29 protein-coding genes, 1 tRNA gene and 1 other RNA gene are annotated in these 25,269 nt (G+C 69.1%); 13 read left to right on the forward strand and 18 right to left on the reverse strand.

Going from position 1 to position 25,269, the window contains the following annotated elements; all coding sequences use genetic code 11:
- Positions 1-61: 61 nt before the first annotated feature.
- Positions 62-223 (reverse strand): hypothetical protein, encoded by a 162-nt coding sequence (locus tag NDI79_RS03655; RefSeq protein ID WP_310927086.1) that lies wholly within the window; start codon positions 221-223, stop codon positions 62-64.
- A gap of 117 nt (positions 224-340) precedes the next feature.
- On the opposite strand from NDI79_RS03655, the gene NDI79_RS03660 reads away from it, so the two are divergent.
- Both NDI79_RS03660 and NDI79_RS03665 read left to right on the forward strand, forming a co-directional pair.
- Positions 341-1,429 (forward strand): NADH:flavin oxidoreductase/NADH oxidase, encoded by a 1,089-nt coding sequence (locus tag NDI79_RS03660; protein ID WP_310927087.1) that lies wholly within the window; start codon positions 341-343, stop codon positions 1,427-1,429.
- Positions 1,430-1,526: 97 nt separating this feature from the next.
- The gene (locus NDI79_RS03665; protein ID WP_310927088.1) at positions 1,527-2,468 is read left to right on the forward strand and encodes a DUF7547 family protein; all 942 of its coding nucleotides are present in this window, start codon (positions 1,527-1,529) and stop codon (positions 2,466-2,468) included.
- A gap of 252 nt (positions 2,469-2,720) precedes the next feature.
- Here the strand turns inward: NDI79_RS03665 and NDI79_RS03670 are convergent, their stop codons facing one another.
- Positions 2,721-3,116, reverse strand: a complete 396-nt coding sequence (locus tag NDI79_RS03670) for a Zn-ribbon domain-containing OB-fold protein (protein WP_310927089.1) — start codon at positions 3,114-3,116, stop codon at positions 2,721-2,723.
- Positions 3,113-4,267 carry a thiolase family protein gene (locus NDI79_RS03675; protein WP_310927090.1) on the reverse strand — a complete coding sequence of 385 codons (1,155 nt, stop codon included), beginning with the start codon at positions 4,265-4,267 and terminating at the stop codon, positions 3,113-3,115. The genes NDI79_RS03670 and NDI79_RS03675 overlap by 4 nt, the downstream gene beginning before the upstream one ends.
- Positions 4,268-4,413: 146 nt before the next feature.
- Between NDI79_RS03675 and NDI79_RS03680 the strand changes: the two genes are divergently transcribed.
- The 3 genes from NDI79_RS03680 to NDI79_RS03690 all read left to right on the forward strand — a co-directional run bounded on the left by NDI79_RS03680 (position 4,414) and on the right by NDI79_RS03690 (position 6,751).
- Positions 4,414-4,830 carry a DUF7548 family protein gene (locus tag NDI79_RS03680; RefSeq protein ID WP_310927091.1) on the forward strand — a complete coding sequence of 139 codons (417 nt, stop codon included), beginning with the start codon at positions 4,414-4,416 and terminating at the stop codon, positions 4,828-4,830.
- A 160-nt stretch (positions 4,831-4,990) separates the two neighbouring features.
- Positions 4,991-5,301, forward strand: an RNA gene (gene ffs, locus NDI79_RS03685) — signal recognition particle sRNA.
- Positions 5,302-5,455: 154 nt separating this feature from the next.
- The gene (locus NDI79_RS03690; protein WP_310927092.1) at positions 5,456-6,751 is read left to right on the forward strand and encodes an MFS transporter; all 1,296 of its coding nucleotides are present in this window, start codon (positions 5,456-5,458) and stop codon (positions 6,749-6,751) included.
- A 151-nt stretch (positions 6,752-6,902) separates the two neighbouring features.
- Here the strand turns inward: NDI79_RS03690 and NDI79_RS03695 are convergent, their stop codons facing one another.
- The 3 genes from NDI79_RS03695 to gvpA all read right to left on the reverse strand — a co-directional run bounded on the left by NDI79_RS03695 (position 6,903) and on the right by gvpA (position 8,184).
- A complete protein-coding gene (locus NDI79_RS03695) occupies positions 6,903-7,172 on the reverse strand; it encodes a twin-arginine translocase TatA/TatE family subunit (RefSeq protein ID WP_310927093.1) in 270 nt (89 codons plus the stop codon).
- Between the two features lie 87 nt (positions 7,173-7,259).
- On the reverse strand, positions 7,260-7,895 hold the full coding sequence (gene gvpO, locus NDI79_RS03700; protein WP_310927094.1) for a gas vesicle protein GvpO, halophile-type: 636 nt from the start codon (positions 7,893-7,895) through the stop codon (positions 7,260-7,262).
- A 13-nt stretch (positions 7,896-7,908) separates the two neighbouring features.
- Positions 7,909-8,184 (reverse strand): gas vesicle protein GvpA, encoded by a 276-nt coding sequence (gene gvpA, locus NDI79_RS03705; protein WP_310927095.1) that lies wholly within the window; start codon positions 8,182-8,184, stop codon positions 7,909-7,911.
- Positions 8,185-8,339: 155 nt separating this feature from the next.
- Here gvpA and NDI79_RS03710 point away from each other — a divergent pair, with 155 nt between their 5' ends.
- Genes NDI79_RS03710 through gvpM form a run of 7 tightly spaced genes read left to right on the forward strand, consistent with a single transcriptional unit; the run spans position 8,340 to position 12,116 of the window.
- Positions 8,340-8,963, forward strand: a complete 624-nt coding sequence (locus NDI79_RS03710) for a GvpL/GvpF family gas vesicle protein (RefSeq protein ID WP_310927096.1) — start codon at positions 8,340-8,342, stop codon at positions 8,961-8,963.
- A 2-nt stretch (positions 8,964-8,965) separates the two neighbouring features.
- Positions 8,966-9,217 carry a gas vesicle protein GvpG gene (gene gvpG / locus NDI79_RS03715; protein WP_310927097.1) on the forward strand — a complete coding sequence of 84 codons (252 nt, stop codon included), beginning with the start codon at positions 8,966-8,968 and terminating at the stop codon, positions 9,215-9,217.
- Positions 9,214-10,119 carry a hypothetical protein gene (locus NDI79_RS03720; RefSeq protein ID WP_310927098.1) on the forward strand — a complete coding sequence of 302 codons (906 nt, stop codon included), beginning with the start codon at positions 9,214-9,216 and terminating at the stop codon, positions 10,117-10,119. Before gvpG ends, NDI79_RS03720 begins: the two co-directional genes overlap by 4 nt.
- Complete coding sequence (gene gvpJ / locus NDI79_RS23565) at positions 10,112-10,660, forward strand: gas vesicle protein GvpJ (protein WP_425499563.1); 549 nt, start codon at positions 10,112-10,114, stop codon at positions 10,658-10,660. The genes NDI79_RS03720 and gvpJ overlap by 8 nt, the downstream gene beginning before the upstream one ends.
- Positions 10,657-11,010 (forward strand): gas vesicle protein GvpK, encoded by a 354-nt coding sequence (gene gvpK / locus NDI79_RS03730; protein ID WP_310927099.1) that lies wholly within the window; start codon positions 10,657-10,659, stop codon positions 11,008-11,010. The genes gvpJ and gvpK overlap by 4 nt, the downstream gene beginning before the upstream one ends.
- Entirely contained in the window at positions 10,997-11,866 is an 870-nt protein-coding gene (gene gvpL / locus NDI79_RS03735; protein ID WP_310927100.1) for a gas vesicle protein GvpL, read from the forward strand. Before gvpK ends, gvpL begins: the two co-directional genes overlap by 14 nt.
- A complete protein-coding gene (gvpM, locus tag NDI79_RS03740) occupies positions 11,844-12,116 on the forward strand; it encodes a gas vesicle protein GvpM (RefSeq protein WP_310927101.1) in 273 nt (90 codons plus the stop codon). Before gvpL ends, gvpM begins: the two co-directional genes overlap by 23 nt.
- A 312-nt stretch (positions 12,117-12,428) precedes the next feature.
- Here the strand turns inward: gvpM and NDI79_RS03745 are convergent, their stop codons facing one another.
- The 12 genes from NDI79_RS03745 to NDI79_RS03800 form a co-directional block, all read right to left on the reverse strand.
- Positions 12,429-13,214 (reverse strand): helix-turn-helix transcriptional regulator, encoded by a 786-nt coding sequence (locus NDI79_RS03745; protein WP_310927102.1) that lies wholly within the window; start codon positions 13,212-13,214, stop codon positions 12,429-12,431.
- A gap of 136 nt (positions 13,215-13,350) precedes the next feature.
- The gene (locus tag NDI79_RS03750) at positions 13,351-13,527 is read right to left on the reverse strand and encodes a XapX domain-containing protein (protein ID WP_310927103.1); all 177 of its coding nucleotides are present in this window, start codon (positions 13,525-13,527) and stop codon (positions 13,351-13,353) included.
- A 137-nt stretch (positions 13,528-13,664) separates the two neighbouring features.
- Complete coding sequence (locus NDI79_RS03755) at positions 13,665-14,492, reverse strand: YhjD/YihY/BrkB family envelope integrity protein (protein ID WP_310927104.1); 828 nt, start codon at positions 14,490-14,492, stop codon at positions 13,665-13,667.
- A gap of 100 nt (positions 14,493-14,592) precedes the next feature.
- Positions 14,593-15,354 (reverse strand): SDR family oxidoreductase, encoded by a 762-nt coding sequence (locus NDI79_RS03760; protein WP_310927105.1) that lies wholly within the window; start codon positions 15,352-15,354, stop codon positions 14,593-14,595.
- Positions 15,355-15,660: 306 nt separating this feature from the next.
- Entirely contained in the window at positions 15,661-15,831 is a 171-nt protein-coding gene (locus NDI79_RS03765) for a hypothetical protein (protein ID WP_310927106.1), read from the reverse strand.
- 316 nt (positions 15,832-16,147) lie between these two features.
- A tRNA-Gly gene (locus NDI79_RS03770) sits at positions 16,148-16,218 on the reverse strand.
- Between the two features lie 229 nt (positions 16,219-16,447).
- The gene (locus tag NDI79_RS03775; protein ID WP_310927107.1) at positions 16,448-17,956 is read right to left on the reverse strand and encodes an HTTM domain-containing protein; all 1,509 of its coding nucleotides are present in this window, start codon (positions 17,954-17,956) and stop codon (positions 16,448-16,450) included.
- A gap of 43 nt (positions 17,957-17,999) precedes the next feature.
- Entirely contained in the window at positions 18,000-19,079 is a 1,080-nt protein-coding gene (locus NDI79_RS03780) for an NAD(P)/FAD-dependent oxidoreductase (RefSeq protein ID WP_310927108.1), read from the reverse strand.
- A gap of 121 nt (positions 19,080-19,200) precedes the next feature.
- Positions 19,201-19,923: a class I SAM-dependent methyltransferase gene (locus tag NDI79_RS03785; RefSeq protein WP_310927109.1), complete on the reverse strand. Its 723-nt coding sequence runs from the start codon at positions 19,921-19,923 to the stop codon at positions 19,201-19,203.
- Positions 19,924-19,978: 55 nt separating this feature from the next.
- Positions 19,979-22,168, reverse strand: coding sequence for a type II secretion system F family protein (locus NDI79_RS03790; RefSeq protein ID WP_310927110.1), 2,190 nt, complete (start codon positions 22,166-22,168; stop codon positions 19,979-19,981).
- A gap of 1 nt (position 22,169) precedes the next feature.
- A complete protein-coding gene (locus NDI79_RS03795; RefSeq protein WP_310927111.1) occupies positions 22,170-24,005 on the reverse strand; it encodes a type II/IV secretion system ATPase subunit in 1,836 nt (611 codons plus the stop codon).
- Positions 24,006-24,099: 94 nt separating this feature from the next.
- Positions 24,100-24,603, reverse strand: coding sequence for a DUF7549 family protein (locus NDI79_RS03800; protein WP_310927112.1), 504 nt, complete (start codon positions 24,601-24,603; stop codon positions 24,100-24,102).
- Between the two features lie 149 nt (positions 24,604-24,752).
- Between NDI79_RS03800 and NDI79_RS03805 the strand changes: the two genes are divergently transcribed.
- Positions 24,753-25,226, forward strand: a complete 474-nt coding sequence (locus NDI79_RS03805; RefSeq protein ID WP_310927113.1) for a DUF5793 family protein — start codon at positions 24,753-24,755, stop codon at positions 25,224-25,226.
- The last annotated feature ends 43 nt before the right edge of the window (positions 25,227-25,269 follow it).

Consider the following 25,269-nt stretch of genomic DNA (forward strand, 5'->3'; position numbering starts at 1 on the left):
GAGAGCCGTCGCTGCGGCGGACGAGAGACCAGACAGGACGAGACGCGAAAAGCGGCGCCGACTACCGTTCGAGAGCGAGCGTCGAGTCGGTGTCGACCGCGATCCACGCGTCGCGGTTACCGGACTCCGTGAAGACCGTCCGGTCGGGCGAGGACCGGTGGGCGTCGACCGTCGATTCCGGGGCGTCGGGACCGTTGCGTTCGTCGGCGTCGAGACCGTCCATACCTCTCCGTGACGGGCGGGAGCATAAGTCTGTTTTGGTCCGCCTAAATTTCGAGGTACCCCCACTCGCGTTCCGGGGTCGGTAGGGGTTTTCCCGTCCCGGCGTTACTGGGGAGCGATGACAGAGTCGCTGTTCAGTCCCCTCACCCTCCGAGGGACGGAACTCCCGAACCGCGTGATGGTCTCGCCGATGTGTCAGTACTCCTCCGAGGACGGGATGCCGAACGACTGGCACCTCGTCCACCTCGGCAGTCGCGCCGTCGGCGGCGCGGGCGTCGTGATGACCGAGGCGACGGCCGTCTCGCCCGAGGGTCGAATCACGCCGGGGGACCTCGGCATCTGGTCGGACGAACACGCCGACGCCCTCTCCGACATCGCCGCGTTCGTCCGCGGGCAGGGGAGCGTCCCGGCCATCCAACTGGCGCACGCCGGTCGGAAGGCCAGCAAGACCGTCCCGTGGGAGGGCTCCCAGCCCATCGCCGAGGACGACGGCGGGTGGGAGACCGTCGCGCCGGGGTCCGAGGCGTACCCCTACGAGAGCAAGGAGACGGCCGCGACGCGTGAGATGACGGTCGAGGACATCGAGAACGTCATCGACGACTTCCGCGCGGCCGCCGAGCGAGCGCTGGACGCCGGCTTCGAGATAGCCGAGGTGCACGCCGCGCACGGCTACCTCCTCCACGAGTTCCTCTCCCCGGTGACGAACGCCCGCGACGACGACTACGGCGGGTCCTTCGAGAACCGGACGCGCCTCGTCCGCGAGGTGACCGCCGCGGTGCGCGAGGTGTGGCCCGACGACAAGCCCGTGTTCGTCCGCATCTCCGCGACCGACTGGCTCCCGGACCGCGAGTCCTGGGACGTCGAACAGTCGACCCGCCTCGCTCCCCTCCTCGCCGACGCCGGCGCGGACCTCGTCGACGTCAGCGCGGGCGGCATCCACCCCGACCAAGAGGTGCCCGAACCCGGTCCGGGCTACCAAGTCCCCTACGCCGAGCGAGTGAAGGAGAACACCGACATCGCCGTCGGCGCCGTCGGGAAGATAACCGAACCCGAACAGGCCGACGAGATAATCCGGAATGGGAGAGCCGACCTCGCCATCCTCGCGCGCGAACATCTCCGCAATCCCTACTTCTCCCTGGAGGCCGCCCACGAACTCGACGAGGACGTCGAGTGGCCGGTGCAGTACCAGCGCGGGACGTTCGAGTAGGCGCGGCGGAACGAAACCGGACGAAGCGGAACGGGTTCCATCCCACCCGCCCCCGCGGCGGCGACAGTTTTTCTCTCCGGGTCGCAAAGGATGGTACATGAGCGACCCACGCGACCGCGACCGTGACCCCGACGACGACCTCGCGGACCTCCTCGCCGACCTCGACCGGACGCTCGGCGACCTCCGGGAAGAACTCGAAGCGCGAGAGCGAGACGGGACCGCCGGAGGCGACGACGGCCGGGACGACCGAGACCGACCCGCCGGGAGACGAGAGCGACGCGACCGCCGCGGCGGCCCGACCGCGCGGCAGGCGGAGCGCTACGGCTACCGGCGGCGTGAACGGGGGCGACGCGAGGACGGTTCCCGCGACGACGGCGACCGCCCGATACCGCGCCCGCCCTCGTTCGGCGAGATGCTCCGCTTCACCGAGGAGTACACCATCCCCACGATAATCTCGATGCTGGAGGCGACCGTCCGCTCCTTGGAACTCCTCCGGAGCGTCCTCCGCCTCGCCGACCCGCAGCGCTCGGCGTTCGACGCCGACGACCGGCGGCGCTCGACGACGGAGCGACTCGCCACGACAACGATGGGACGCGAGGCGCTCTCCGGCGTCGACCGCGCCATCGACGACCTGCGGGACGCCCTCTCGGGCCTCCCCGAGGAGGAGGAGTCCCGGAGCATCGTCACCGACGCCCGCGACCTGATGGGCGAGATAGAGGCCCGCATCGACGAGGCCGAACGCGACCGGAAGCGCTCGAAGTACGGCTACCGAGAGCGAGAGTCCGACCGCGGACGCGACGAGGGCGGACGGCGGGGCGGAGACGGCGACCGAGGGAACGGGCGCGACGGGCGGGGCGACTCGGCGGTCATCGACGTGACCGACGAGGACGAAGAGGACTCTCCGCAGGTCGACGTAGACGCGGAGTTGGAATCGATACGGCGGGAAGTCCGCGGCGACGACGGCGCGGACGCCGAGTCGAACGGCACGCGGTCGAGCGACGCGGGTGACGGCGGCGACGGCGGGGACGACGAACGGTAGCGGCCGGACGCTCACGGCGCACGCCGCGTCGCCCGGAGAGACGGCGACGGAGGCCCTCTCGACGGTCGACGTGCGAGCGAAGGCCACTCCTCCCAGTCGATGAGAGGGGCCCGCTCCGACTCGTGGAGGACGAAGGGACCGATAGCGCCGGAGAAGTGTGATGCGCCGGGTCTCCCGGTTGACCCGCTCTCACACCGGCTCAGACCGGGTCGAACCTCCGCTCCGAACCGGAAGACCCGCTCTCATACCGGCTCAGACCGGGTCGAAGCGGAACCCGTCCCACTCCTGACTTTCCGGCTCTCGAATCCCGGCCTCGGGGTCGCGGAGTTCCTCGCAGTAGACGGGTCGGACCTCGTCGCCGATTTCGACGTCCGAGTCCTTCGCGTCCGCCTCGGTGAGTTGGCCGATGGCGCGGACGGGTTCGCCGTCGACGTCGAACTCGACGATGGCCAGCGAGTTCGGTTCGCGGACGCCCGGCGGCGTCGCCGTCGACGTGGTCCACGTGACGATTTCGGCGGTGTACTCGCTCAGGTCGACGGTGTCCACCGCCTCCTCGCCGCCGGGACCGATGGGGTGGCCGGGGTAGGTGATGCTGCCGTCGGGGTAGCGGTACGCCTCCATCGCGTGGTCTCCGTCTTCGTGGCTCATTCTCGCGCCTCCATGATGGTGGTCGTAACGCAGTTGCCGAACCCGCCGACGTTGCAGGCCAGACCCGTCTCGGCCTCGACCTGCCGGTCGCCCGCCTGACCCGTCAACTGCGCGTAAATCTCGTACGCCTGCGCGACGCCCGACGCGCCGAGCGGATGGCCCTTCGACTTCAGACCGCCGGAGGTGTTGATGGGAAGGTCGCCGTCGCGGTCCGTGACGCCCTCCTCGACCGCTTTCCAGCCTTCGCCCTTCTCGAAGAAGCCGAGGTCCTCGGACTGGAGGAACTCCAAGATTGTGAACATGTCGTGCAGTTCGGCCACGTCGATATCGTCGGGGTCGATGTCGGCCATCTCGTAGGCCTGTTCGGAGGAGTTGACGACGCCGCCCATCGTCGTCGGGTCGGCGCGTTCGTGGACGACGTGGGTGTCCGTCGCGCCGCCGATGCCCGAGATGACGACGTACTCGTCGGCGTACTCGCGGGCGACGGACTCCGGGCAGAAGAGGAGGGCCGCGGAGCCGTCGGTGATGGGGCAGAAGTCGTACAGGCGGAGGGGGTCCGCGACGACGGGCGAGTCGAGAACGGTCTCCAAGTCCACCTCCTTGCGGAACTGCGCGTGCGGGTTGTCGACGCCGTTCTTGTGGTTCTTCACGGCCACCTTGCCGAGCGACTCCCGGGGCGCGTCGTACTCGTCGAGGTAGAGACGCGCCGTGAGACCGGCGAAACTCGGGAGCGTGACGCCGTGTTTGTACTCGACGGGGTGCGTCAGGGAGGCGATGACGTCCGTCGCCTCCGCGGTGGAGCGGTGGGTCATCTTCTCGCCGCCGACGAGGAGCGTCATCTCCGACGCCTCCGAGGCGACGGACTGCCACGCGGCGTAGATGCCCGCCCCGCCCGACGAGGACGTCTGGTCGATGCGAGCCGTGTAGGCCGGCACCGCCGAGAGGTCCTGCGCCAACGCGTTCGGGACGCCCGTCTGGCCCTCGAACTCCCCGCTGGCCATGTTCGAGACGTACAGGTGGTCGACGGCGTCGGGTTCGACGCCGGCGTCGTCGAGGCAGGCCTGCCCCGCCTCCGCGAGCAACTCGCGTATCCACGCGTCGCGCTGCCCGAACCGGGTCATCGACGCGCCGATGACTGCTACGCTGTCCATGCCTACGGACTCGGGGCCGTCCGTTTACCCGTTTCCCTTCCCCGTCGAACGCAAAGTCGCCCCGACCGACGGGACCGGACGCGGGCCGCGCGGCGTCCCGAATCCGAATGTGAACGTTTTACCCCGCGGGCGCGCCGACGCTCGATATGGCAAACGACACCGTCGCGCCGACCGCCGGCGCCGTCGCTTCGCTCCTCCTCGCAGTCGTCGTCTTCGCGCCCGCGCTTCTCGTCTCCGCCGGGAGCGGTCTCGTCGCCGACTACTACGCCTCCGGACCGGCAGGCGTCTCCGTCGTCGGCTTCCTCGGCCTCCTGAGCGTCGTCGTCTTCCTCGCCGGCGCGCAGGAGCGCACCGAACCCGCGACGGTGGCGGGACTGACGCTCGTCCTCGGCGTCGCGATGCTGGCGCTCGCCCTCCTGTGGGCGCTCTCCGTCGACCAGACGCTCCTGTTCAGTTTCCCCGCCGAGTACGCCTGGATCGAGAACCACCGCTGGGCCGTCGTCGCCGTCTGCGCCGTGATACCTGTCGCCGCCAGCGCCTACGCCCGCGGCGTCCTCGCGTAAGCGCGAAGCGTAGAACGAGGAGGAGGCCCGACCCGACCCGCCGGACCCGCCGACCCGTCGAGACGCCGAAACGCTAAAACGCCGAAACGCCCGCCCGTCGTCCGTCGGTTTCGCGGCGGCAGAAGTCGAAAGCCCCTTATGCGGCGGCGCTCTCACTAGGAGATGGACTAGGTCGGGCAGCTAGGCCCTGCCCTTCACCTGCAACTTCGGCCTTTAGCAGGGACCGAACTCGGGCGCGTCCGGTCAGACCGGTGCGGGCCCCGGGAGCCAACGTAGAAACCTCGTCCGTCGGGGACAGCGGACCGTGAACGCCGGCCGCAGGGTCGGTTGCACGCGGTTAATCGGTGGCAATCCGCCAGGCGCGGAAGCGAGCAGCGGACCGCCGAACGTGTGTCGCTCGACGGATCGCGGGGTGGAGGAGGCAACCGGGATTCCCCGCACCGGAACGCCGGGCAACCCCGCCGTCCACCATTCATACCGTATTCGACTTCTCAGCAGCGGCGCCGTCGTCCATCTCTCCTCGTCGTTCACGGTCGTTCGGTGTTCTCAGGGTCTGAGAGTACCCCGCACGGGTTTCCCGGATGATGTGATTTAACCTCCTCGGACCGTTTCGGTTCGAACACCGATGGGCGAAGAAGCGGGGGGCACGTTGGGCCTCCTCCGGGACCGAGAGTTCGCGGCGCTGGCGGGGACGGCGTTCGCCCGCAGTCAAGCGTACTCGACCATCCTCATCGCTCTCGCCCTCTACGCCGAGCAGTTCGGAACCACCGGATTCGTCGAAGGGTTGTTCGGCACCGCCTTCGCCGCGGTCCAACTGCTCATCGTCCTCCCGCTCGGTCGCAAGATAGACACCGGCAACGCCAAGCGCTACCTGCTCGTCGGCCTCGCGATCAACGTCGCCGTCTTCGTCGGCTTCTCCTTCGTCCAGAGCTCCGTCCACGTCATCCTGATGCGGATGCTCCAGGGACTCGGGGCGAGTCTCCTCTGGATCACCGGGTCGACCGTCGTCGGCGAGATAAGCCCCGACGACGCCAGCGGTCGGTGGCTCGGCACGTACAATCAGGTCGCCGCCTTCTCCAGTCTCGCGGGCGACGTCGTCGGCGGCTACCTCCTGTACGCCTACCAGACGCACGTCGTCTACACGGTGCTCAGCGCCGTCACCGTCGCCGCGTTCCTCCTCGTCTGGCGCTACCTGCGCGAGAACCCCGGCGGCCGGAAGGACCCCGAGGAGGCGACGGGGACGGAGACGCTCCGCGCCCTCCTCGACCGGCCGATGATACGTTCGCTCGTGGCGTTCCGCCTCGCGTTCAGCGTCGGCAAGATGGCAGTCATCATCTTCCTGCCCATCGTCGCCAAAGTCGAGTTCGGCATCCACGAGTTCGCCATCGGCTGGATTCTCGCCGGCGGAAAGCTGACCAAGACGCTCGCGCAGGGCTACATGGGCGACCTGACCGACAGACTCGGGTCGAGACACCTGTTCGTCGCCGCCGGCGCGGTGCTGTACGGTCTCGGGACGGCGCTCATCCCCCTCTCCTTTTACTTCGAGGGCACCGTCGACCCCGTCCAGTTCCACGCCTTCGGCCGGTCGCAGGCGCTCGGCGGCGCGTTCTTCGCGCTGTTCGCCGCCTACGGCATCCTCGGCGTCGCCGACAGCATCCGCCTCCCGGCGAGCATGGCGCTGTTCGTCGAGGAGGGCGAGCGCTTCGATTCGGTGGCCTCCAGCATGTCCCTGCGCTCCATCTCGTGGAAGATCGGACAGGTCGCCGGGCCGGTGCTCGTCGGCAGCATCAAGGACTTCGTGTCGACGACGGCCGCCTTCCTCACCGCGGCGGCGTTCATCGTCGTCGCCACGGGCGTCTTCCTCGCCACCTACTACCGTACCGCGAGCGCGACGGCCCCGAACGCCGCGACGGGCGACTGAGCGGCGGTTTCGTAGTCGGCGTCGGCGCTCGTCACGGCTTCGTGAAGGAATCGGTGTCGACGCCGCGGGCCGACGGTCGGAGACTAGCGCCTGGCGACCGGCGGCGCCGCTCGCGGCGAAAGGTCGGTGTCGAGAAGGAGTGGCGTCCGATTCAGGCGGTCGAAGTTCGGTCGGTCTCCTCTTCGGCGTCGCGGGCCGACTCGGCGTCGTCCGCCGCGTCCGCGTCACCTTCGCTCATCGAGCGCAGTTCCTGGTCGATCTCCTCTCGGCCGCGCTTGAACTCGCCCATCGCCTGCCCGGACGAGCGCGCGAGTTTCGGGAGTTTGTTCGCGCCGAACAGGAGGACGACGATGAGGAGGACGATGAGGAGTTCGGGACCGCCGGGGATACCCGGGAACAACGGAACGAGTGTGAGTGACATCACCGTCGGTACGCGCCCGAGCGTTATCAACTTGTCACCCGTCCGACCGACGGGTGTAGGATGAGAAAGGTAGCGAAAGCGCCCGTTTCAGGCCTCGTACTCGGAGCCTTCGACTCGCCGGTACGTCTCGAGGCGGCGGTACTCGTGGATGACCCCGTCGTCGGTCAGCGACACCTCATACTGTCCGATGAGGTCCTGGGTGTCCGGCACGGACCGACGCTCGATGAGTTCGACCGTCGCCACCCATCCGTCCTCGCCGCGCATCAGACTGGTGACGCCGTCCAACTCGCGGCCGATGAGTTCGGGCACTTTGTCGCGGACCCGGTTTCGGACGGTGACGATGTTCGCGGGTTCTTCGGAGTCGGAATCGGAATCGGAGTCGGAGTCGGAGTCCGTCTCGTCCTGCGACTCCTCGTCCTCGGCGTCCGATTCTGATTTCGATTCCGTCGACTCCTGCGATTGCTCTTCGGCGTCCGCTTCGGAGTCGGAGTCGCGGTCGCTCTCTGTCGAGTCGGCTGATTCGGTCTCCTCTTCGGAGTCGGTGTCTTCTGGCACGTTGGAGTCCTCGCGTTCGTCGTCGTCCTCGGCGTCGGTCGTCTCCGCCGCGTCGGCCTCGTCGACGGTCTCGTTCTCGGGACCGTGCTGGTGACAGAAGCCGTTCTCCTTCGCGGGGCGCGAACATCGCTCGCCACCCTCGGTGACGGCCCTACACTGGTCGGGCACGGGTCAGGCCTCCTCAGGAGGCGTCGGGCGACGCTTGCGGGTTCGCGCGCCGAATGTCTATCTCCTGAAGGTCCTCTAAGTCGCCCTGACTCGCTTTCTCTATTTTCGCCATCTCTGACGCGTATGTCAGGAAGGTGTCCACCGAGGCGGCGACGATACGGGCCTCGACGGTCAGGATTTCGATACCGACGACGGACACGCGCGCCCATATGTCGATAACGATTCCCTTGTCGAGGATTCGGTCCAGCACGTCGGCCAAACTGGAAGCATCCGGGCTATCTGCTGGCATCGTCTGACCTCATCGCGTCACGTTATTTAATCATTCGGCCGTCCGAGAAAAATAACGGCTAACTGTCCCGTTCAGGTATATTTCTGTTTCGTTTCGTCGGCGAGCGAGCCAAAAGCTATACGGGTTCATCCGGCGAATTTTCCACCAATACTGCCATGAGTTCTCATCTGTACGCGTACGGCGTTATCGAGGCCGAGGACCTCGAACTGGACGTCGAGGGCGTCGAGGGGGAGGGCCCGGTCCAGACCGTGACGTTTCGGACGCTGTCGGCGGTGGTGACGCCCATCGACGACGTCGACGTCGAACGCACGGACGAGAACACGCGGGCGCACGACGAGGTACTCAGAGAGGTGATGATGGAGGGCGAGGGTCGGACCGTCGTCCCGATGCAGTTCGGGATGGCGTTCAAGAGTGCGCGGACGCTGAAGAGCGTCATGCGCGGGGGGCGACGCGCCTTCCGGAAGGCGCTGATGGACGTCGACGGGAAGGTGGAACTCGGCGTCAAAATCGTCGGCTCCGAGGACGGGGCGCTGACCCGCGAGGACGTGGCGGCCGACGTCTCCGAGCGACTCGTCGCCGTCAGCGACGAGGAGGCCGAGAACGACCTCTACTCCGAGCGCCTGCTGTTCAACCGGTCGTACCTCGTCGACCGCGACGCTCAGGAGGCCTTCGGCGAGGTCGTCTCCGAACTCGAAGACGACTACCCCGACGCGACCGTACAGTACACGGGGCCGTGGGCGCCCTACAACTTCGTCGACGTCGAAATCGAGGCGCAGTAACCGTGTTCCTCCTCGACGACATCCTCCTGTGGCCCATCACGAACGTGGTGGACGTGCTCCACTCGCTGGCGGTCCAGGAGATGTACGACACCGAGTCAATCCAGAGCGACCTCAAGGAGAACCAACTGCTCTACGAGATAGGCGAACGCGACGAAGCGGAGTACGAACGCGAGCGCGCCCGGTTGGAGTCCGAACTCGACGCCGCCGAACGCGCCCGCGAGCGACTCAGCGACAAGGTGGTGGTGCAGCGATGAGCGACGAAGAGCGTGCGGAGGGCGCGGAGCGCGACGCGGCGGTCGAAGGAGAGAGCGAGATGGACGTCTCCTCGCTCGTTATTCGGGCGTTGGAGCTGAGCGAGGCCGCGATGGACGCCGACGGCGAGGACGACTCCGAAGTGGCGGAGATTCTGCGCGACCTGCAGGTCGTCGTCGACGAGGCGGACGAACTGCTCGACGCCATCGACCTGACGGACCTCCCCGACGCCGTCGACGCCGAGGACGCCGACGAGGTGATACACGAGGAGAACCTCTCGGAGGCGATAACGAACGCCGACCCCGAGGAGGCGATTCGCCTCCGGAAACTGCTCGCCGTCATCGACATCGGCGAACTGTGGGACTCCGTCGACGTGCGCGACGTCTGGCGGAACAAACGCGAGTTCGAGGAGGCCCTCGAAGAACTCGACGAGACCGACGAGGACGATACCCTCCCGTTCGTCGACGACCTCACCGACGAGAGCGCGGACGAGGACGACGAACTGATCGACGTCGACGCCGGAGACGCCAAGGACGCGATAACGGGCGACGACGAGAAAGACGACGTCGAACTGCCCGACGAAGCGTACCAGACCGCGATACAGTCGAAGCTCTCCGACAGCGTCGACGAGTTCCGAGACGGCCTCGTCCGCACGCACGACCGCATCGAGCGACTGCGCGAGGAGAACCGCGAACGCGTCGAGCGAACCGGTCAACCCGACTCGCGGAACCCGACGGCGTACTCGACGCTCGCCGCCTCGCGCGGCGTCGCCGACGCCGACACGAAGTACTCGACCGTGCCGGCCGAGTCGAAGTACTCCAACGCGCCGAACCGAAAGCGGGTGTACGGGTCGCGGTTCGACCAGTTCGCCGAGGGGACGGAGGAGGAGGAGGACGATGCCTGATCCGGTCCGTCCGGGGCGCGACTCCGACAGCCTCGCGGACGTGGTCGAACTCCTCCTCGACAAGGGCGTCGTGCTCAACGCCGACATCGTCGTCTCCGTCGGCGAGACGGAACTGCTCGGCATCCGCCTCCGGGCGGCGCTGGCGTCGTTCGAGACGGCCTCGGAGTTCGGCCTGGAGTTCCCTTCGGGGACCGACATGGAGGCCGTCGAGGCGGCGAGCGAGCGCCGACGGCGGGCCAAGATGTCGCCGTCCGGTCGCCCCGGACTCGAAGGGGAGCGAGGCGACGACGAGGGTGAGACCGGCAGGAGCCGCGAGGACCGCTCCGTCGACGTGATGAACGCGAAGATAGGCGAGGAGGCGAGCGAGCGCTCCGTCGAGGCCGACGAGAACGGAGATGAGACGAGCGGCGGCGAGGACGAGTCGGACGACGAGAGCGAAGATGAGACCCGCGGCGGCGGCGGGAACGAGGAGGACGACGGGAACGGCGGAGACGATGGAGACGACGAGAACGACGAGAACGAGGAGGACGACGGAGAATGACGACGGTCGAAGTCGACGAGGACGGCGCGAACGGACTGACGGCCGTCGTCGTCGCCGTCGTGGAGATACTGGTCGACGCGCTCGAACGCGAGGCCATCCGCCGCATGGAGTCGGGGCGCCTCACCGACGAGGAGATAGAGCGCCTCGGGAGCCACCTCGCCCGGTTGGAAGAGGACCTCGAACGGTTGAAGGAGGACCAAGGGGTGGACCAGCAGGTCGACCAACTGCGCGGCGACCTGGACTCGCTCGTCGCCGACGCCGTCCACCAGGTCCGCACGGAAGAGCGTCGAAGAGGCGACAACGGCGGCGCGGCGCCGCCCGACGCGGGAGGGTCGCGTGAGCGACGCTGACGGGGCGCCCGACGGGGGCGATGGCTCCGAGGGCCGCTACCTCTACTGCGTCGTCCGCCGGGACGACGACGCCGCCGCGGGACTCGACGCCCGCGGCGTCGGCGGTGCGCCGCTCTCCGTGGTCTCGACCGAGCGACTCTCGGCGGTCGTCCACGAGCGCAGCGAACCGTACGAGTCGGACGCGCCCGACGAGGTGCGCGAGTGGTTGTACGACCACCAGGACGCCGTCGAGGACGTCGGCGAGGCGTTCGGGACGCCGGTGCCGTTCCGCTTCGACACCATCGTCCGCGGCGGCGACGGGACGATACGCGAGTGGTTACGGGCGAACGAGGAGACGCTCTCGGAGGCGCTGGACTCGCTGGCCGGCCGGTGGGAGTACCGCGTGGAGGTCGAGTGGGACCGCGAGGACCTCGCCGAACGGGTCGGCGGCGACGACGAGCGACTCGCGGAGCTATCGGAGAAGCTCTCGAACGCCTCCGAGGGGACGGCGTTTCTCGTACAGAAGCAGTACGACAAGCGGCTCTCAGAGCTCGTGAAACGCAGGCGGCGGGCGCGCGCGGACGAACTCGTCGCGGAACTGGAGTCGCGGACCGACGAGGTGCGCGAACTCGGCGACGCGCCGCAGACGCCGCTGACCGAGGCGCCGACGGGGCCGACGGCCCGATTCGCCGTCCTCGCCGACGAGGGGGAGTGCGACGCCGTCGGGGAGTACCTCGACACCGTCGCCGACGAGGACGGGGCGTCGGTTCGGTTCACCGGGCCGTGGCCGCCGTACACGTTCGCGCCGGACGCGCTCGAACCCGCGGAGGGAGGAACGAAAGAGGAGGAGACGAATGGAACCGGACCCGCCGAGTGACGACGACGCGGTGGTCGACCTCGTGGACGTGCTCCTGCGCGACGGCGCCGTCCTCGACGCCGACGTGGTCGTCACCGTCGCGGAGATTCCGCTCGTCGGTATCAAACTCCGGGCGGCCGTCGCGGGGATGACGAAGATGACGGAGTACGGACTGTTCGAGGAGTGGGACGAACGGATACGAGAAGAACAGCGTCGGCGCGAAGCGCGGTTCGAATCCGAGTCCGACCTCGACATCGACCCCGAACGCTGACGGGGGGGACCGAACGCCTGCCGGAAGCCGATTCCGGCGACACCCCACTCGGACGCGTCGGTCGCCCGCCGCCCGAACGCGCTCGGACCGTGGCACCGACCCGACGTCGACACCCCTCGAACCCCGTCGGCGAGAGTCGTGTGGATAACTCCCGGTCGGCGGCGCGTCGGCCGAACGGTTCCGCCGGCCGGTCCCACCCCGAGAGAGCGTCGCCGCCGTACCGTCGTTAGTGTATCCGACGGGCGCCGTGCAGGGGGTGCACGGCGTGCGGGGTCCGCACGGCCGCTCGACGGACCGGACCCAACGACCCGCTCAGCGGAGCGGTTCCGCGCCCGTCCGGTGGGCGTCGTACGTCTCCTCGGCCCACCGGCGAACGCGTTCGTCCGCCGTCTCGACCATCGCCCGCGGCACCCCGTCGCCGTCGCCGACGCCCAGTTGCACGTCGCCCTCGAACAGACCGACGTAGAGGGGGACGGCGCGATCGCTGACGTAGAACTCGATCCGTCCCCGTTCGCGGAGTTCGTCTATCGCGTCGAGGTACTTCCGCTCGTTCCGTATCGTCTCGGCGACCGACGGCGAGACGACGAGTTCGTGCTCGAAGCTCTCCAGTCTCCGACCGAGAGAGCGCATCGGACGCAGCCCCGTCGCCGGGAGGAGACCGCGGAACTCCGCCGCGACTTCGAGGCGTTCGACGTGTCTGTCTATCGGGGCGTACGGGTCCGCGGGCGTCGACGGGTAGACGTCCGCGTCCGCCAGCCACTCCGAGGGGAGGTCGAGGCCGTCGGCCGGGAACCACTCGAAGAACGGGGCGAGGCGGTCGACAGTCTCGACCGTCGAGAGAAACGACTCCAACCCGGCGGCGAGGAGTTCGCCGCCCGGCGCGGCGCGGTAGTCGCCGTCGGACTCCTCGACCCACCCCCGGTCGACCAGGGCGTCGAGGTTGCGGGAGACGGTCGTCCGCGAGGCGTCGACGCCCGCGCGCAGTTCGCATCTGTTCATCGGCCCCCCCTCGACGAGGAGCGACAGGAGGCGGACGCGCGCCGGCGACTGCGAGACGAACCGCACGTCGTCGAGCGCGTCGGGCGAAAACTCGGACACCATCGGGATGTACTGACAGTCCACATATATATTAACGTCCGCCCTCGACGCACCGCGGTGCGGGGAGGCGGAGACGAACGGCGCGACGACTCGCGCGTCGGGATGGGCGGCAAAAAAACGGCGGGGACGACTCCTCTCAGAAGTACGTGCTGACGGCGGCGTGACCCAGGTACATCCCGCAGAGAGTGAACGCGCCGGCGACGACGCCGAGCGACTCTTCGGGGGCCGGACTGGGCAGTTCCGCGACCGACAGTACGGCGCCGATGCACGATCCCGCGAGGAGAGCGACGACCGCGGCTTTGATCCACTCCACGGCGTCCGCCAGACACTCAGGAAATAAATGAATGACGACCGACTGGTCAGTGTTCGTGGTACATAGGGGAAAACGGACGGAGGCGCGGCCGGATCTGAGGCCGGGCCGGGACCGCAGTCGCTGCCGCGCCGCGCGGGTCACCCCTCGGCCGACGGCCCGATTCGACCGCCGAGCACCGCGTTGACGACGGCGCCGCCGAGGAGCAGGAGGCCGGCGAGGTAGAGCCACAACGCGAGCAGGAGGAATCCGCCAAAGACGCCGTAGGTTCGGTACTCGCCCGTGAGCGAGAGGTAGACGGTGAACAGGCGCTGGAGGGCGGCCCACCCGACGCCGGCGAGCACCGCGCCAGGGACGGCCTCGAACAGACCCATCTCCACGTCCGGAAAGAGCCGGTAGAGCGGAAAGAAGGCCACCGAGGCGCCGAGCGAGACGGAGAGCGCGCGGGCGTAGCCGACCAGCGGCGCGCCCCGGAACCCGTCGTACGCCACCTCCGCTCCGTAGAAGACGAGCACCGCGAACGCGACGGCGAGCAGCGCCGCCGCTCCGTCGCGTATCTGGTCGCCGACAGAGGTGTCGACGGTCGTCCCGTACACCGCGGAGAACGCCGCGTCGAGCTGTCTGAACACTTTGAGCGCGCTCCACGCCAGGACGCCGACGCTCAGGAGCGACGCTCGGACGCGGTTCTGGTCGTCGGTGACGACGTCCGCGACGAGGACGCTCTGGCCGGGCGTGAGGTAGCGTTCGGTGCTCTCGACGACGAAGACGGCCATCGGTTCGTCCAACAGCGCGCCGGTCACGACGAACAGCAAGAAGAGGAGCGGGAGGAGCGACACGAGCGCGTGGTAGGCGAAGCTCCCGGCGAGGAGCGCGACGTTCTGCCGTTTGACCTCCACGCGGACGGTCCGGAGCGCGACCACGACTCGGTTCTCCCGAACCGTTTGGAGGAGTCGGTCTTTCCCGCTCACGCCTCACGTCACGGGAGGCCCCGGCTTGAACGCCGCGGCCGCTCGGTCGGTCATTCGGTCGCTCGGCGGGCGAGTCCGGGACGCGCCTCCGAATCTCCGCTTACAGCTCCTGACTGGTGGGTCGGATCAGGAGTTCGTTCACGTCGACGTGGGTGGGCTGGCCGACGGCGAACGCGATGGAGCGGGCGATGTCCTCGGGTTGGAGCACGTCCATCTGCTCGTACATCTCCTTGGTCTGTTCCTGCTGTTCGTCGTCGGGGATGTGCTCTGCGAGTTCCGTCTCGACGAACCCGGGTTCGATGAGCGTCGTCCGGATGTCGTTCTCGCCGGTGACCTCCTGTCGCAGCGCCTCGGTGAAGCCGTTGACGCCGAACTTCGTCGCGTTGTAGCCGGCGCCGCCGGCCATCGCCTTCCGCCCCGCGACGGAGGAGATGTTCACGATGTGACCCTCGCCCTGCTTCTGCATGTAGGGCAGCACCTCGTGGGTGACGTCCATCAGGCCGAGCAGGTTCACCTCGACCATCTGCCGGAAGTTGTCGGTGTCGGCGTCCTCGACGTGCTCCAACAGCATCACGCCCGCGTTGTTGACGAGCACGTCGACGCTGCCGAACTCCTCGTGGGTCCGGTCGACCATCTCGGCGACCTCGTCCTCGTCGGTGACGTCCGTGGGGACGACGAGCGTCTCGCCGCCGTCGGACTCTATCTCGTCGGCGAGCTGCTGGAGTTCGTCCTCGCGTCGGGCGGCCAGCGCGACGCTCGCGCCCGACTCGGCCAGCGCTTTCGCCGTCTGCTCGCCGATACCGGAGGACGCGCCCGTGACCAGTGCGGCCTTCCCGTCGAGATTCTCGGTGATGGCTTCCATCGTATCTCAACTGTGGGTCGTGACGCGAAAGAGGGGTCCGCTCGAAGCCACACTGACCGGTACTGTCGGTGTCGGGGGGTTCCGCTGATACCGGTGGGTTTAGACGGGACGAGAGACGGTTCTTGTCGGCTCGGGCACGCTCTCGACGCGAGAACGACCGACTGGTCGACGTCGATTCCTCGAAGCGTCCGATGCGGCCGCTGTGGGTGGCGTTCTGGGTCCTAATAGTAGTAGTCGCGGCGGCGTTCTGGCTCGCCGTGTTCCTGTAAGGTCGATAGAATCCGAATCCGGAACCGCCGGATCGAGTTACCGCGCGACGATTCGGGCCAGCCACACGATGGGGATGACCGGTATCGCCAGTCCGGTGACGATGAGGATGATCGCGATGATGATTTTCTCCGCCGTGCTCGAATCGCCCCACACCGACCGCCACATGTCGTCGATAGCCTGTGCGGTTCGCTGTACGAGTCCAGCCATAGTCGGTGGGAGAGTGCGAAGGGACGTAGGCTTCGTGGCCGAGGAGGAACTGGCGCCGGTCAGAGCGGGCGCGTATGCCTCGCTATCGACATGTCGGGCGAGGTGGCCGGACAGAACTATCGAGTCACGGCCCCTCCGCTGGTTTCGAGCGCTCCGATTCACAGGATACGGAACCCGCTATGCGACGTTCGCCTCACTCCGTTCGGCAGAGAATGCGCCGGCCGGGATGGTGAACCACGGTCACTCGCTACGCTCGCTCCCTGATTCAAATCGCCGGCAGGGCGATTACGTCTCTCACGTTCGTTCGAGACAGTAATGCGCCGGCCGGGATTTGAACCCGGGCCATGAGCTTGGAAGGCTCAGGTCCTACCACTAGACCACCGGCGCTCACTCGCTTTGCTCGTTCGCGCCGTGCATCGACGGACTCCGTCCGTCTCAACACCGGCGCGCTCGGCTCACTCGCTCCGCTCGTTCGCGCCGAGCCGTCACCTCACTTCGTTCGGTGACGACACCGGCGCTCACCCGGCGCGGAGGCCGGGACGAACGAGGCTCACTCCCCTCTTTTCGACGCCGGGATAAGGATGTTACTCTTCGAATCCGTCGACGGGGGCCGACCTCACCCGCGACACTCGTGGCGCAGGAGTTCGACGCGGCGGGTCGGCTCCGGCCCGTCGAGTCGGGTCGGCTGTTCGACGTACGACACCGTGAGACGCTCCAAATCGTCCTCGTGCGTCCGGTTCCAGCGCGCACACAGGTACGACGCGAACGCACGCCGACGCGCCTCGTCGCCCGAGTAGCGCAGTTCGACGAGGTACTTTCGCCAGCGCACGCTCGGGTACATCGCCCGCGTCTCCGGTCGCTCGCCCGCGAGCGGCGCCGACCGGTAGAACGCGTCCACCCGCTCGCCGGATTCGAGTTCGCCGGGGGCGACGTACCAGCCGTCCACCGCGGCCGGCGTCGGCGCGAACATGCTCCACGGACTCCGCGTGAGGTCCAGCCCCCCGGGCTCCTCCTCCGGCGGCGGCACCGCGCCGAGGGCGACGGCGTTCCAGACGAGCGCGAGAGTCAGGAGCGTCGCGGCGACGACGGGGACGAGGCGTCGACCCGCGCGGCGGACCGCGGAGAGCGACCGGCGGACGGTCGGCGGCGGCCGACGAACTCCGGCGCCGACGGCCCGAAATCGGTCGCCGGCCCGGGCCGCCGCGCGCGTCAGCGACGCCGGAATCGCGGCTTCGACCCGGTCCCACGCCGGGGACGGGAGGAAGACGAGGAGCGCCGCCAGCGAGATGAGCGGGAACAGACCGAGGCGCAGCGTGGCGAGCATCCCGACGTGCGCCGCCGCGAACGCCAGCGTCAGCCCCGTCCGAAAACGGCCGCGCGAGAGCACCAACAGCGGGGCGAGCGAGACCAGAGCGAGCCAGACCCAATCGAACGCGCGGAGCAGCGCCGGGAACGCCGTCAGGGCGTCGCCGAGGCCGAGGGAGAACTGCTGGAGGCTGAACACGTAGCGGACCGCGTCGCCGCGGAGCCAGAGCTCTCCGCGGTGTTTGAGCGCGGCGTTGACGGCGTAGACGAGGACTACCTGCGTCAGCAGTCCGGCGGACGCGAGGCCGGCTACCCATCGTCGGGGCGCGCCCTCCCGACGGCGGGCGTCGAACGACCAGCGCTCGCCCAACGGGAGCAGCGTCCCCCACAGGAGCAGTCGCCGGAGGAGGGCGTCGCCGCCGTTCATCGCGGCGGGGTTGCGCAGGTGCAGCGAGACGAGGAGAATCAGCGAGAGCGCCGTCGCCGTTCGCGTTCGGTAGCCGACGAGGAGCGTTAGCGCGAGGAGGCCGGCGAGGAGGAACAGCAGCACCTGGAACCAGGCCGCCCCGGAGAGGGCGTGTATCGAGTAACGAATCGCCGGATACTGCCCCGCTAGCGCCGCGCGGGGGGCCAGCCCGGCGTCCGTGTAGAGCGCGCGGAGGTGGCGGGCGCGCAACAGCAGGTCCGCGAGCAGGAGGAGTCCGAGCGAGATTCGGAGCGCGGCCAGCGCCCGGGCGTCGACGCCGAAGCGAGCGCCGAGCGCGTCCGCCAACCGCGCGCGGCGGGGTCGTCCGGCCGAAGCGCGGTCCGTCTGACTCATCGGAGAGTACACGACGGCTCGCGCGCTTGAATCGTTCGGTCGTTCAGTCGTCGTCGGCCGCGGGTTCCGCTTCGGAGGATTCGGATTCGGACTCGATGGGCGGCGCGCGCGCCTCCTCGTACTCGTCGGCGGCGGCGTGGATTCTCTCCCCGAGTCCGGGCACCTCGTCGGGCGAGACGTCGCCGCCCTCGCGTATCTCGTCGAGGCTCCGGGGGAACTCGCGGAGTTCGTAGTGGATGGCGAGGCCGGCCTGCGCGCCCTTGCCCATCGCGACGGGAATCTGGTTGTGGCCGGGCGTGAGGTCGCCGACGGCGTAGACGCCCTCGGCGCTCGTCTCGCCGTCGTCGTCGACGGCGACGGTGCCGTCGTCGTTCACCTCGCAGCCGAGTTGCTCGGCGAGGTCCGTGTTGTACTTCGACCCGTACATCGGGAAGCCGCCGCGGTACTTTCTGACCTCCCCATCCTCGAACTCGAACGACTCCAGCCAGCCGTTCTCCGATTTCGTCATCGAGGCGATGTCCTCGTGGACGACGTCGACGGGGTGCGCGCGGAGTCGCTCGTCGGTCTCCTCGCTCCACTGCGGCTCCTCGCCGCGCAGCAGCAGGTCCACCTCGTCGGTGAAGTTGAGCATGATCATGGCGACGTGGGCCGCGGACTCGCCCGCGCCCATCACGAACACGGGTCGGTCGACGAACATGTAGGCGTCGCAGTGCAGACAGTAGTGCAGGCCCTTGCCCGTCCGCGGGAGCGGCGGGTCCGGTCGCTCGTCGTTGAACCCCATCCCGAGGACGACCCGGTCGGCGACGAACGTCCCCTCGTTGCCGTCGAGGCGGAACCGGCCGTCGTCCAGTCGCGTCGCCTCGGTGACGAGGTCCTTGACGTAGTCCGCGCCGTACGATTGAATCTGCTCGCGCCCCGTCTGGAGGAACTCGTTGCCCGAGACGTCCTCCGTGACGCCGACGACGTTGTGCGTGTCGAGCATCATCGCGGCGCGGCCGCCGCCGCGGTCCACGACGACGGTGTCGTGGCCCAGTCGGGCCGTGTACAGCGCCGCCTGCAGGCCCGCCGGACCGCCGCCGACCACCGCGACTTCGTACTCCTCCGCGTCGTCGATATCGGTCATGTGTCCCCCGATTGCCGCCGAACCTCCTTAAACGCAAAGCACCCGTGCAACCGGGACGACCAGCCGCCGCGCGCTAGCTCGCCACACGCCGCACGTCCGCGCGACGGGAGGCGAACGGCCCTCACGGCGCGACGACTGCGTAGCAGTTGCCGCTGGAGACGAACCGGTCGACGACGGAGAGCGCCGACGCCTCCAAGTCCGCGGCGAACTCCTCGGCGTCGTAGACGTGGTAGTACCGCGGCACGCGTTCGCCGCCGGGGAGCGTCCAGTCCACCGTCGTGTCGAATCCCCTCTCCCGACTGAACCGGTCGTGTTCGACCGACCACGCGCTGACGAGCGCTCGCCCGCCCGGCGCGAGGACGCGCGCGAGTTCCGAGAGGCTGGCGACGCGCGCCTCGCGCGGCCGGAGGTGGTGCAGCGTCGCCACGTAGACGCCCACGGCGACGCAGTCGTCGGCGAGGGGGAGCGACGCGGCGTCACCCTGCACGAGGTCGGCCGCGAACCCCCGCTCGGCGGCCCGTCTTCCGGCCTCCGAGAGCAGGCCGCGGCTCGCGTCGAGGGCGACGACGCGGTCCACGAACGCGGCCATCCCCTCGGCGTGCCGGCCGTTGCCGCACCCGAGGTCGAGTCCCCGCGTCGGTCCGTCGCGCCCGCTCTCGGGGGTCTCGGCCGCGTCCGCCGCCTCGGCCGCGCGGTCGTCGAGGAACGCCTCCACTTCCGGCCACGGGTACTCGCGCGTCGACGAGAAGTGCTCCGCGATGCGGTCGTACGTCTCGTGCGGCGCCTCGGCGTCCGCGGGGCGTTCCTCGTCGCCGCCCGCGGGCGACCCGTCGTCTCCGCTCATGGTCGGAGGTGACGGGCGGGGTACAAAGCGGCCGCGACTCGAATTCGAGGGCGGCTCAGAGGAAGAGGAACAGCGCGTACGACAGCGAGAGGAGGACGAGGGCGTGTTTCAGCCCGTCGAACACGCGACCCTCGCCGAGTTGGCCGGCGATGAGTCCGGAACAGACGGCCTGAATCGACGCCGTGTGGAAGAACAGCAGTTCGTACGCGCCCGTGTTCACGCTGCTGAGCCCGGAGAAGACGCCGGTGGAGACGCCCTGCACCTCCCCGCTGCCGATGGCCGACGACTGGCTCGCCGCCTCGACGGCCGGGATGAACGCGAGCGTCAGGGCGACGACGATGCCGAGGAAGACGAAAAACGAGATGTAGATGACGACGAGGTAGGTCAGCATCTCCTGTCGGCGCTCGCGGCGGAGGCGACGGCTGTCCTGCGCCTCGTTGGCGGCGATGCGGAGCACCGGCGCTATCTCGCCGCTGGCGGCGACGGCGTTCGTGATGAGCGTCACCGCGCGAGACACCGTCGGGGCGCGCGTCCGCCGGTCGAACCCGTACAGCGCCTCCCGGACGGAGGCGCCCCACTGCACGTCGCGCCACGTGCGCCGGAGTTCCCCCGTGAGCGGGCCGAGGTCGCTGTTCGCCAGGCGTTCGAGGCTCTTCACGATGGTCACGCCCGCCTCGTTGACGCTGGCCATCCGGTCGAGGAAGTCGGGCATCTCCCGCTCTATCGCCGTCAGGCGGCGCTTGCGGACCTCGTAGGCGACTGTGACGCCCGCCATCGTGAGGATGGCGAGTTCGACTATCGGCCCGTCGACGACGGCGGTGAACGCCGACCACGCCCCTTCGGCGCCCGGCGCGACGGCCGCGCGGAGCGACGCGGCGGCGGCGCCCGCGTCCAGCGTGAGGGCGACCCAGAGCAGTCCGAGCGGGACGGTGACGAACAGCGTGTAGAGCGGTTCCGCGAGCATCGTCCGCGCCGGCCGCGCGAGCAGTCGCGTCACCGACGAGACGCGGTCGTACACCGCCAGTCGCTCGCGGTTGGCCCGCCACCGGTCGCCGGCGACGACGTCGGCGCCGCCGTCGGTGGCCGCCGGGAGGGTCGCTTCGTTCCCCTCGCGCCCGGGGATGGCGTCCGACCCGGCGGCCGGGTTCGCGGACTTACCGTCGCCGGGCGTTTCGCCGTCCACGTCGGCGGACCCGCCCGGTCCGCGGAGCGACTCGGTGACGCTGTCGACGTAGACGACGAAGCCGGCGCTCGCCAGCGGGATGCCGAGGTAGCCGACGACGCGGATGAGCGGGAGCGTGTCCTGCATGACGAGGCCGATGACGACGAGGATGGTGATGAAGAAGAGCGGTCCCGCCACGAGGACGGTGACGTACGCCTCGGCGAACGTGGCCAGGAGTTCGAGGTACTGTTCCTGTCGGGCCTCGGACTCCTCCTGAAACCGGTCGTACTGCTCGCGGAGGAACGCCGAGAGGCTCTGTCCGCTGGCGAGCACGCTCGTGAGGTTCTGCGAGAAGTCGTCGAGCCGCTGGCTCGGCGTCCGCTCGGCCATCCGCTGGAGCGCCGTCGGCAGGTCCGTCCCGAACGTCTGCGCGTCGCGGACGGCGACGCCGAACTCCCGGGCCGCCTCGCCGTACACCCGCTGATTCTCCGTCAGCGTCGCCAGCACCGTCTGGAACGGCATCCCCGACCGGGAGAGCGCGTAGACGAAGGCGATGGTCTGCGGGAGCGTCGCGTCTATCTCGATGCGCCGGGCGCGCGCACGCTGGGAGAGGTACTGCCAGCGTGCGAGGTACGTCGCGAGCGCCATCGCCGCTCCGACGGTGGCGCTGGAGACGAGGAGCAGGGCGAACAGGTGCGCCCACGAGAGGTCCGGGACGGACGCGAGCGACGCCAGGAACGACAGCGGGCCGGGGACCGCCGCGCGGAGCGACGCCTCGGAGACGGCGAACGCCTGGACGAGGAGCGCGGCGAGGTAGACGCCGAAGACGCTCCCGGCGACGCCCGCCACGCCGGCCATCAGGAGCGTCTTCGAGGCGTAGGCGCGGTGGCTCTCGCCGACGAACGCCGCGCGGAGCGTCTCCTCCTGCCGCCTGCGCCGCGGGCTCTCTCCGGTCACGTACCGCCCGAACAGGGGGAGCGAGACGCGGGTGAGAAGCAGGCCCGCGCGGGCGCTCACCGGCGAGAGCGCCACCGGGAGGCAGAGCAGGACGGCGAGAATCAGGGGAAGGTAGCCGAGGACCATGCTACTCGTCCTCGCCTCTCGCGGCGACCGGAGCGTCCGCGTCGACGGCGTCCGCGCGGCCGCCGGCCTCCGATTCGAGCCGCGACATCGCGCGCTCGGGGTCGGCGTAGTACTCGTTGACGAGGGCGGTGAACCGCCGGTAGTCGTCGGTGTCCGTCTCGACGAGGAGGCGGAGGAACCGCTCCCGGCGGGCCACCTCCCGGCGAAGGCGTGCGCGGTTCCAGCCGCGGTCGTTCTGAATCTCCGTGAGCAGCGCGGAGTTGCGCTGTGCGAACGTGTCCGTCTCCGCGTCCCACGAGAACGCCCGCGAGTAGTCGAGTTCGCCGGTCCGCTGGTCGATGCCGCCGATCTCCCCGATGGCGCGGGAGCGTCTGACCCGTTCGCCGTCCGACCGGGTGAGCGTCTGGACGCACAGCAGGTCGAGCGACTGGACCATCGCGCGCGGGACGTTGATGGGTTCGTTCTCCAGTCGGTTGATGACCGTCTCGATGCTATCGGCGTGCATCGTCGAGAACGTCGTGTGCCCGGTGTTCATCGCCTGGAACAGCGTCACGGCCTCCTCGCCGCGTACCTCGCCGACGATGATGAACTCGGGGCGGTGTCGGAGCGCCGACCGCAGCAGGTCGTACATGTCGATGTCGGAGCCCTCGTGCGCCCGACTGCGCGTCACCGAGGAGAGCCAGTTGTCGTGGTGGAGGGAGAGTTCGCGCGTGTCCTCGATGGTCAGCACCTTCGAGCGCGGCGGGATGAACATCGACACCGCGTTCATCGCCGTCGTCTTCCCGGAGGCCGTCCCGCCGGCGAAGATGAGGCTCTTGTTGTGCTCGATGCAGAGCCACAGGTACGCCATCTGCTCGACGGAGAACGTGCCGAACCGCACGAGGTCGACGGGCGTGAACGGGTCGTCGGCGTACATCCGGATGGTGAACGCCGACCCGTGCGGCGTCACCTCCTCGCCGAGGGCGAGTTCCGCGCGCGACCCGTCCGGCAGCGTCGTGCCGACGACCGGGTCGCCGACGCTGACGTGCCGGCCCGACCGCTGGGCGAGGCGGACGACGAACCCGTCGAGTTCGGCCTTCCCGAAGGAGACGTTCGTCTCGATGTCGGTGTACTCGTCGTGGTAGGCGAAGATGGGCAGGTCGTAGCCGTCGCAGGAGATGTCCTCGATGTGCGGGTCGGCCATCAGCGGGTCGATGCGGCCGTAGCCGCGGAAGTCCCGGAGCAGGTAGTACGACAGGGTGTGGAACGTCGCCATGTCGACGTCGAGGCCGTACTGTTCGAGGAGGGCGCGCAGTTCGCGGCGGACCGTCGCCCCGTCTGCGGCTGCCTCCGACCCGTACAGCAGGGGGTCGCGGATGTCCTCGCGGACGCGTTCGAGCAGTTCCCGCTGGAACCCGTCTAACTCCGGTTCGACCGCGTAGTAGCGGTGCTTGCTCGCCTCGTCGTCGTACGTGAGCACGACGTGGGCGTACGGCGCGTTCACCCAGTAGCGGTCGACGACGCTCTCGCCCGGCGGCACCTCGAAGGAGGTGAGTTCGCCGTCGGCCGGCCGGTACGGCCGCACGTCGATGTCCGAACCGCGGAGCACCTCGGCGACGCGCGCGAGTCGGCGCCGCACGTCCGCGAAGGCGGCCGCGAACCCGGACCGCTCCGGTGAGTTCGACTCCTCGGCCGCCGACTCAGCGCCGTCCGGCGGCGGCGAACCGGTCGGACCGGTCGAACCCGCTCGCTCCTCGAACGCCGTCGCGCCGGCGTCGCCGGCCGCACCGGCGTCCTCGCCGGACGCGGCGTCCGTCTGTTCCCCCGTCTCCCCCGAGTCCAGTTCCCTCTCTGACATGGCGTCCACGTTCCGATACGTCACCGACTCTTTCTCTCGAAGTGACTTAACGTAATGGGTGACTTTCTCGGCTACCGGTGTCGCTCGGAGGCGGTCAAGTGCGGTCGACGGTCAGCAGCACTCCGGCGAACGCGAGGTAGAAGACGACGCCGATAGGGAGGGGAACGCCGGGGAACCCGCGGGTGGCGAGGAGGTAGGTGGCGACGGCGAGGACGACGCCGCCGAGTCCGAGGAGGCCGCCGAGGAGGCGGACCGGGTCGACGGGGCCGGACTCGAACGCCTCCTCGCGGGCGTAGTAGGCGACGGCGACGACGACGGCGACGGCCAGCACCGCCGCGCCGACGGCCCACGCCTCGTAGGCGACCCGAATCGAGTTGCCCGACTGGAAGGCGACGGCCGAGAGGGGGTCGAACAGCCGCACCGCGTCGGCGAACGGGACGCCGAAGGCGTACCGGACCTGAAAGAAGGGAAACCGGACGAACAGCACCGACCCCCCGGAGATGGCCGGGGAGTACGTCACGTTCCACGGCAGCAGCGCCGACAGCCACGTCAGGACGACGGCGAGCGGTCCCGCGTACTCCGAGCGGACCCAGACCATGGCGGATGGGTGCGAGCGACGCGGTAAAAGCTACCGGCTCCGCTCTCCTCCCCTCGCCGTCGGCGGATTCCCGGCGGAGCGTCTCGGTCGCACGCAGTGTGGCAGGGCGTTACGTTCATACGCCGTGACGCCCAAAATCGAGACACGGAATGAGGCGCGACTACTTCGAGTTGGACGTCAAACAAATCGACTGGGTCGAGACCGGCGGCTCCCCCGAGAAACCGCTGGTCCGTATCGACTTTCACGGTCCCGAGGAAACGCTCTCGGACCGACTCACCGACCCCGACGGGGAACTCCTCGACGACGCCGAGACGGACGTGGCGTTCCGTCTGCAGGGCAGCGTCGACGACCCCGGCGCGTCGGGCGTGGTGAGCGTCACGAACCGCATCACCGGCGACTTCGTCCTCGAACTGAACGAGGACGCGGACGACGTGCTCCGATTCATCCGCGCGGCGCGGGAGTACGGCAAGTCCGCCGACGAGGAGGACGGGCAGTATCGGGTCGAGATACGCCGGGACGGCGGCGAGACGGTCGTCTACGAGAAACGGACGTTCCTCGTCTACGACGCCGAGGGCAACCTGCTTCGCGGACACAGTCTCATCCCCTCGGGCGTCGAACTCTGAGCCGAACCGCGCGACGCCGCGCGCGGCGAACGCGAAACCGCAC

Source organism: Halogeometricum sp. S3BR5-2 (genome assembly GCF_031624635.1).
GTDB lineage: Archaea > Halobacteriota > Halobacteria > Halobacteriales > Haloferacaceae > Halogeometricum > Halogeometricum luteum.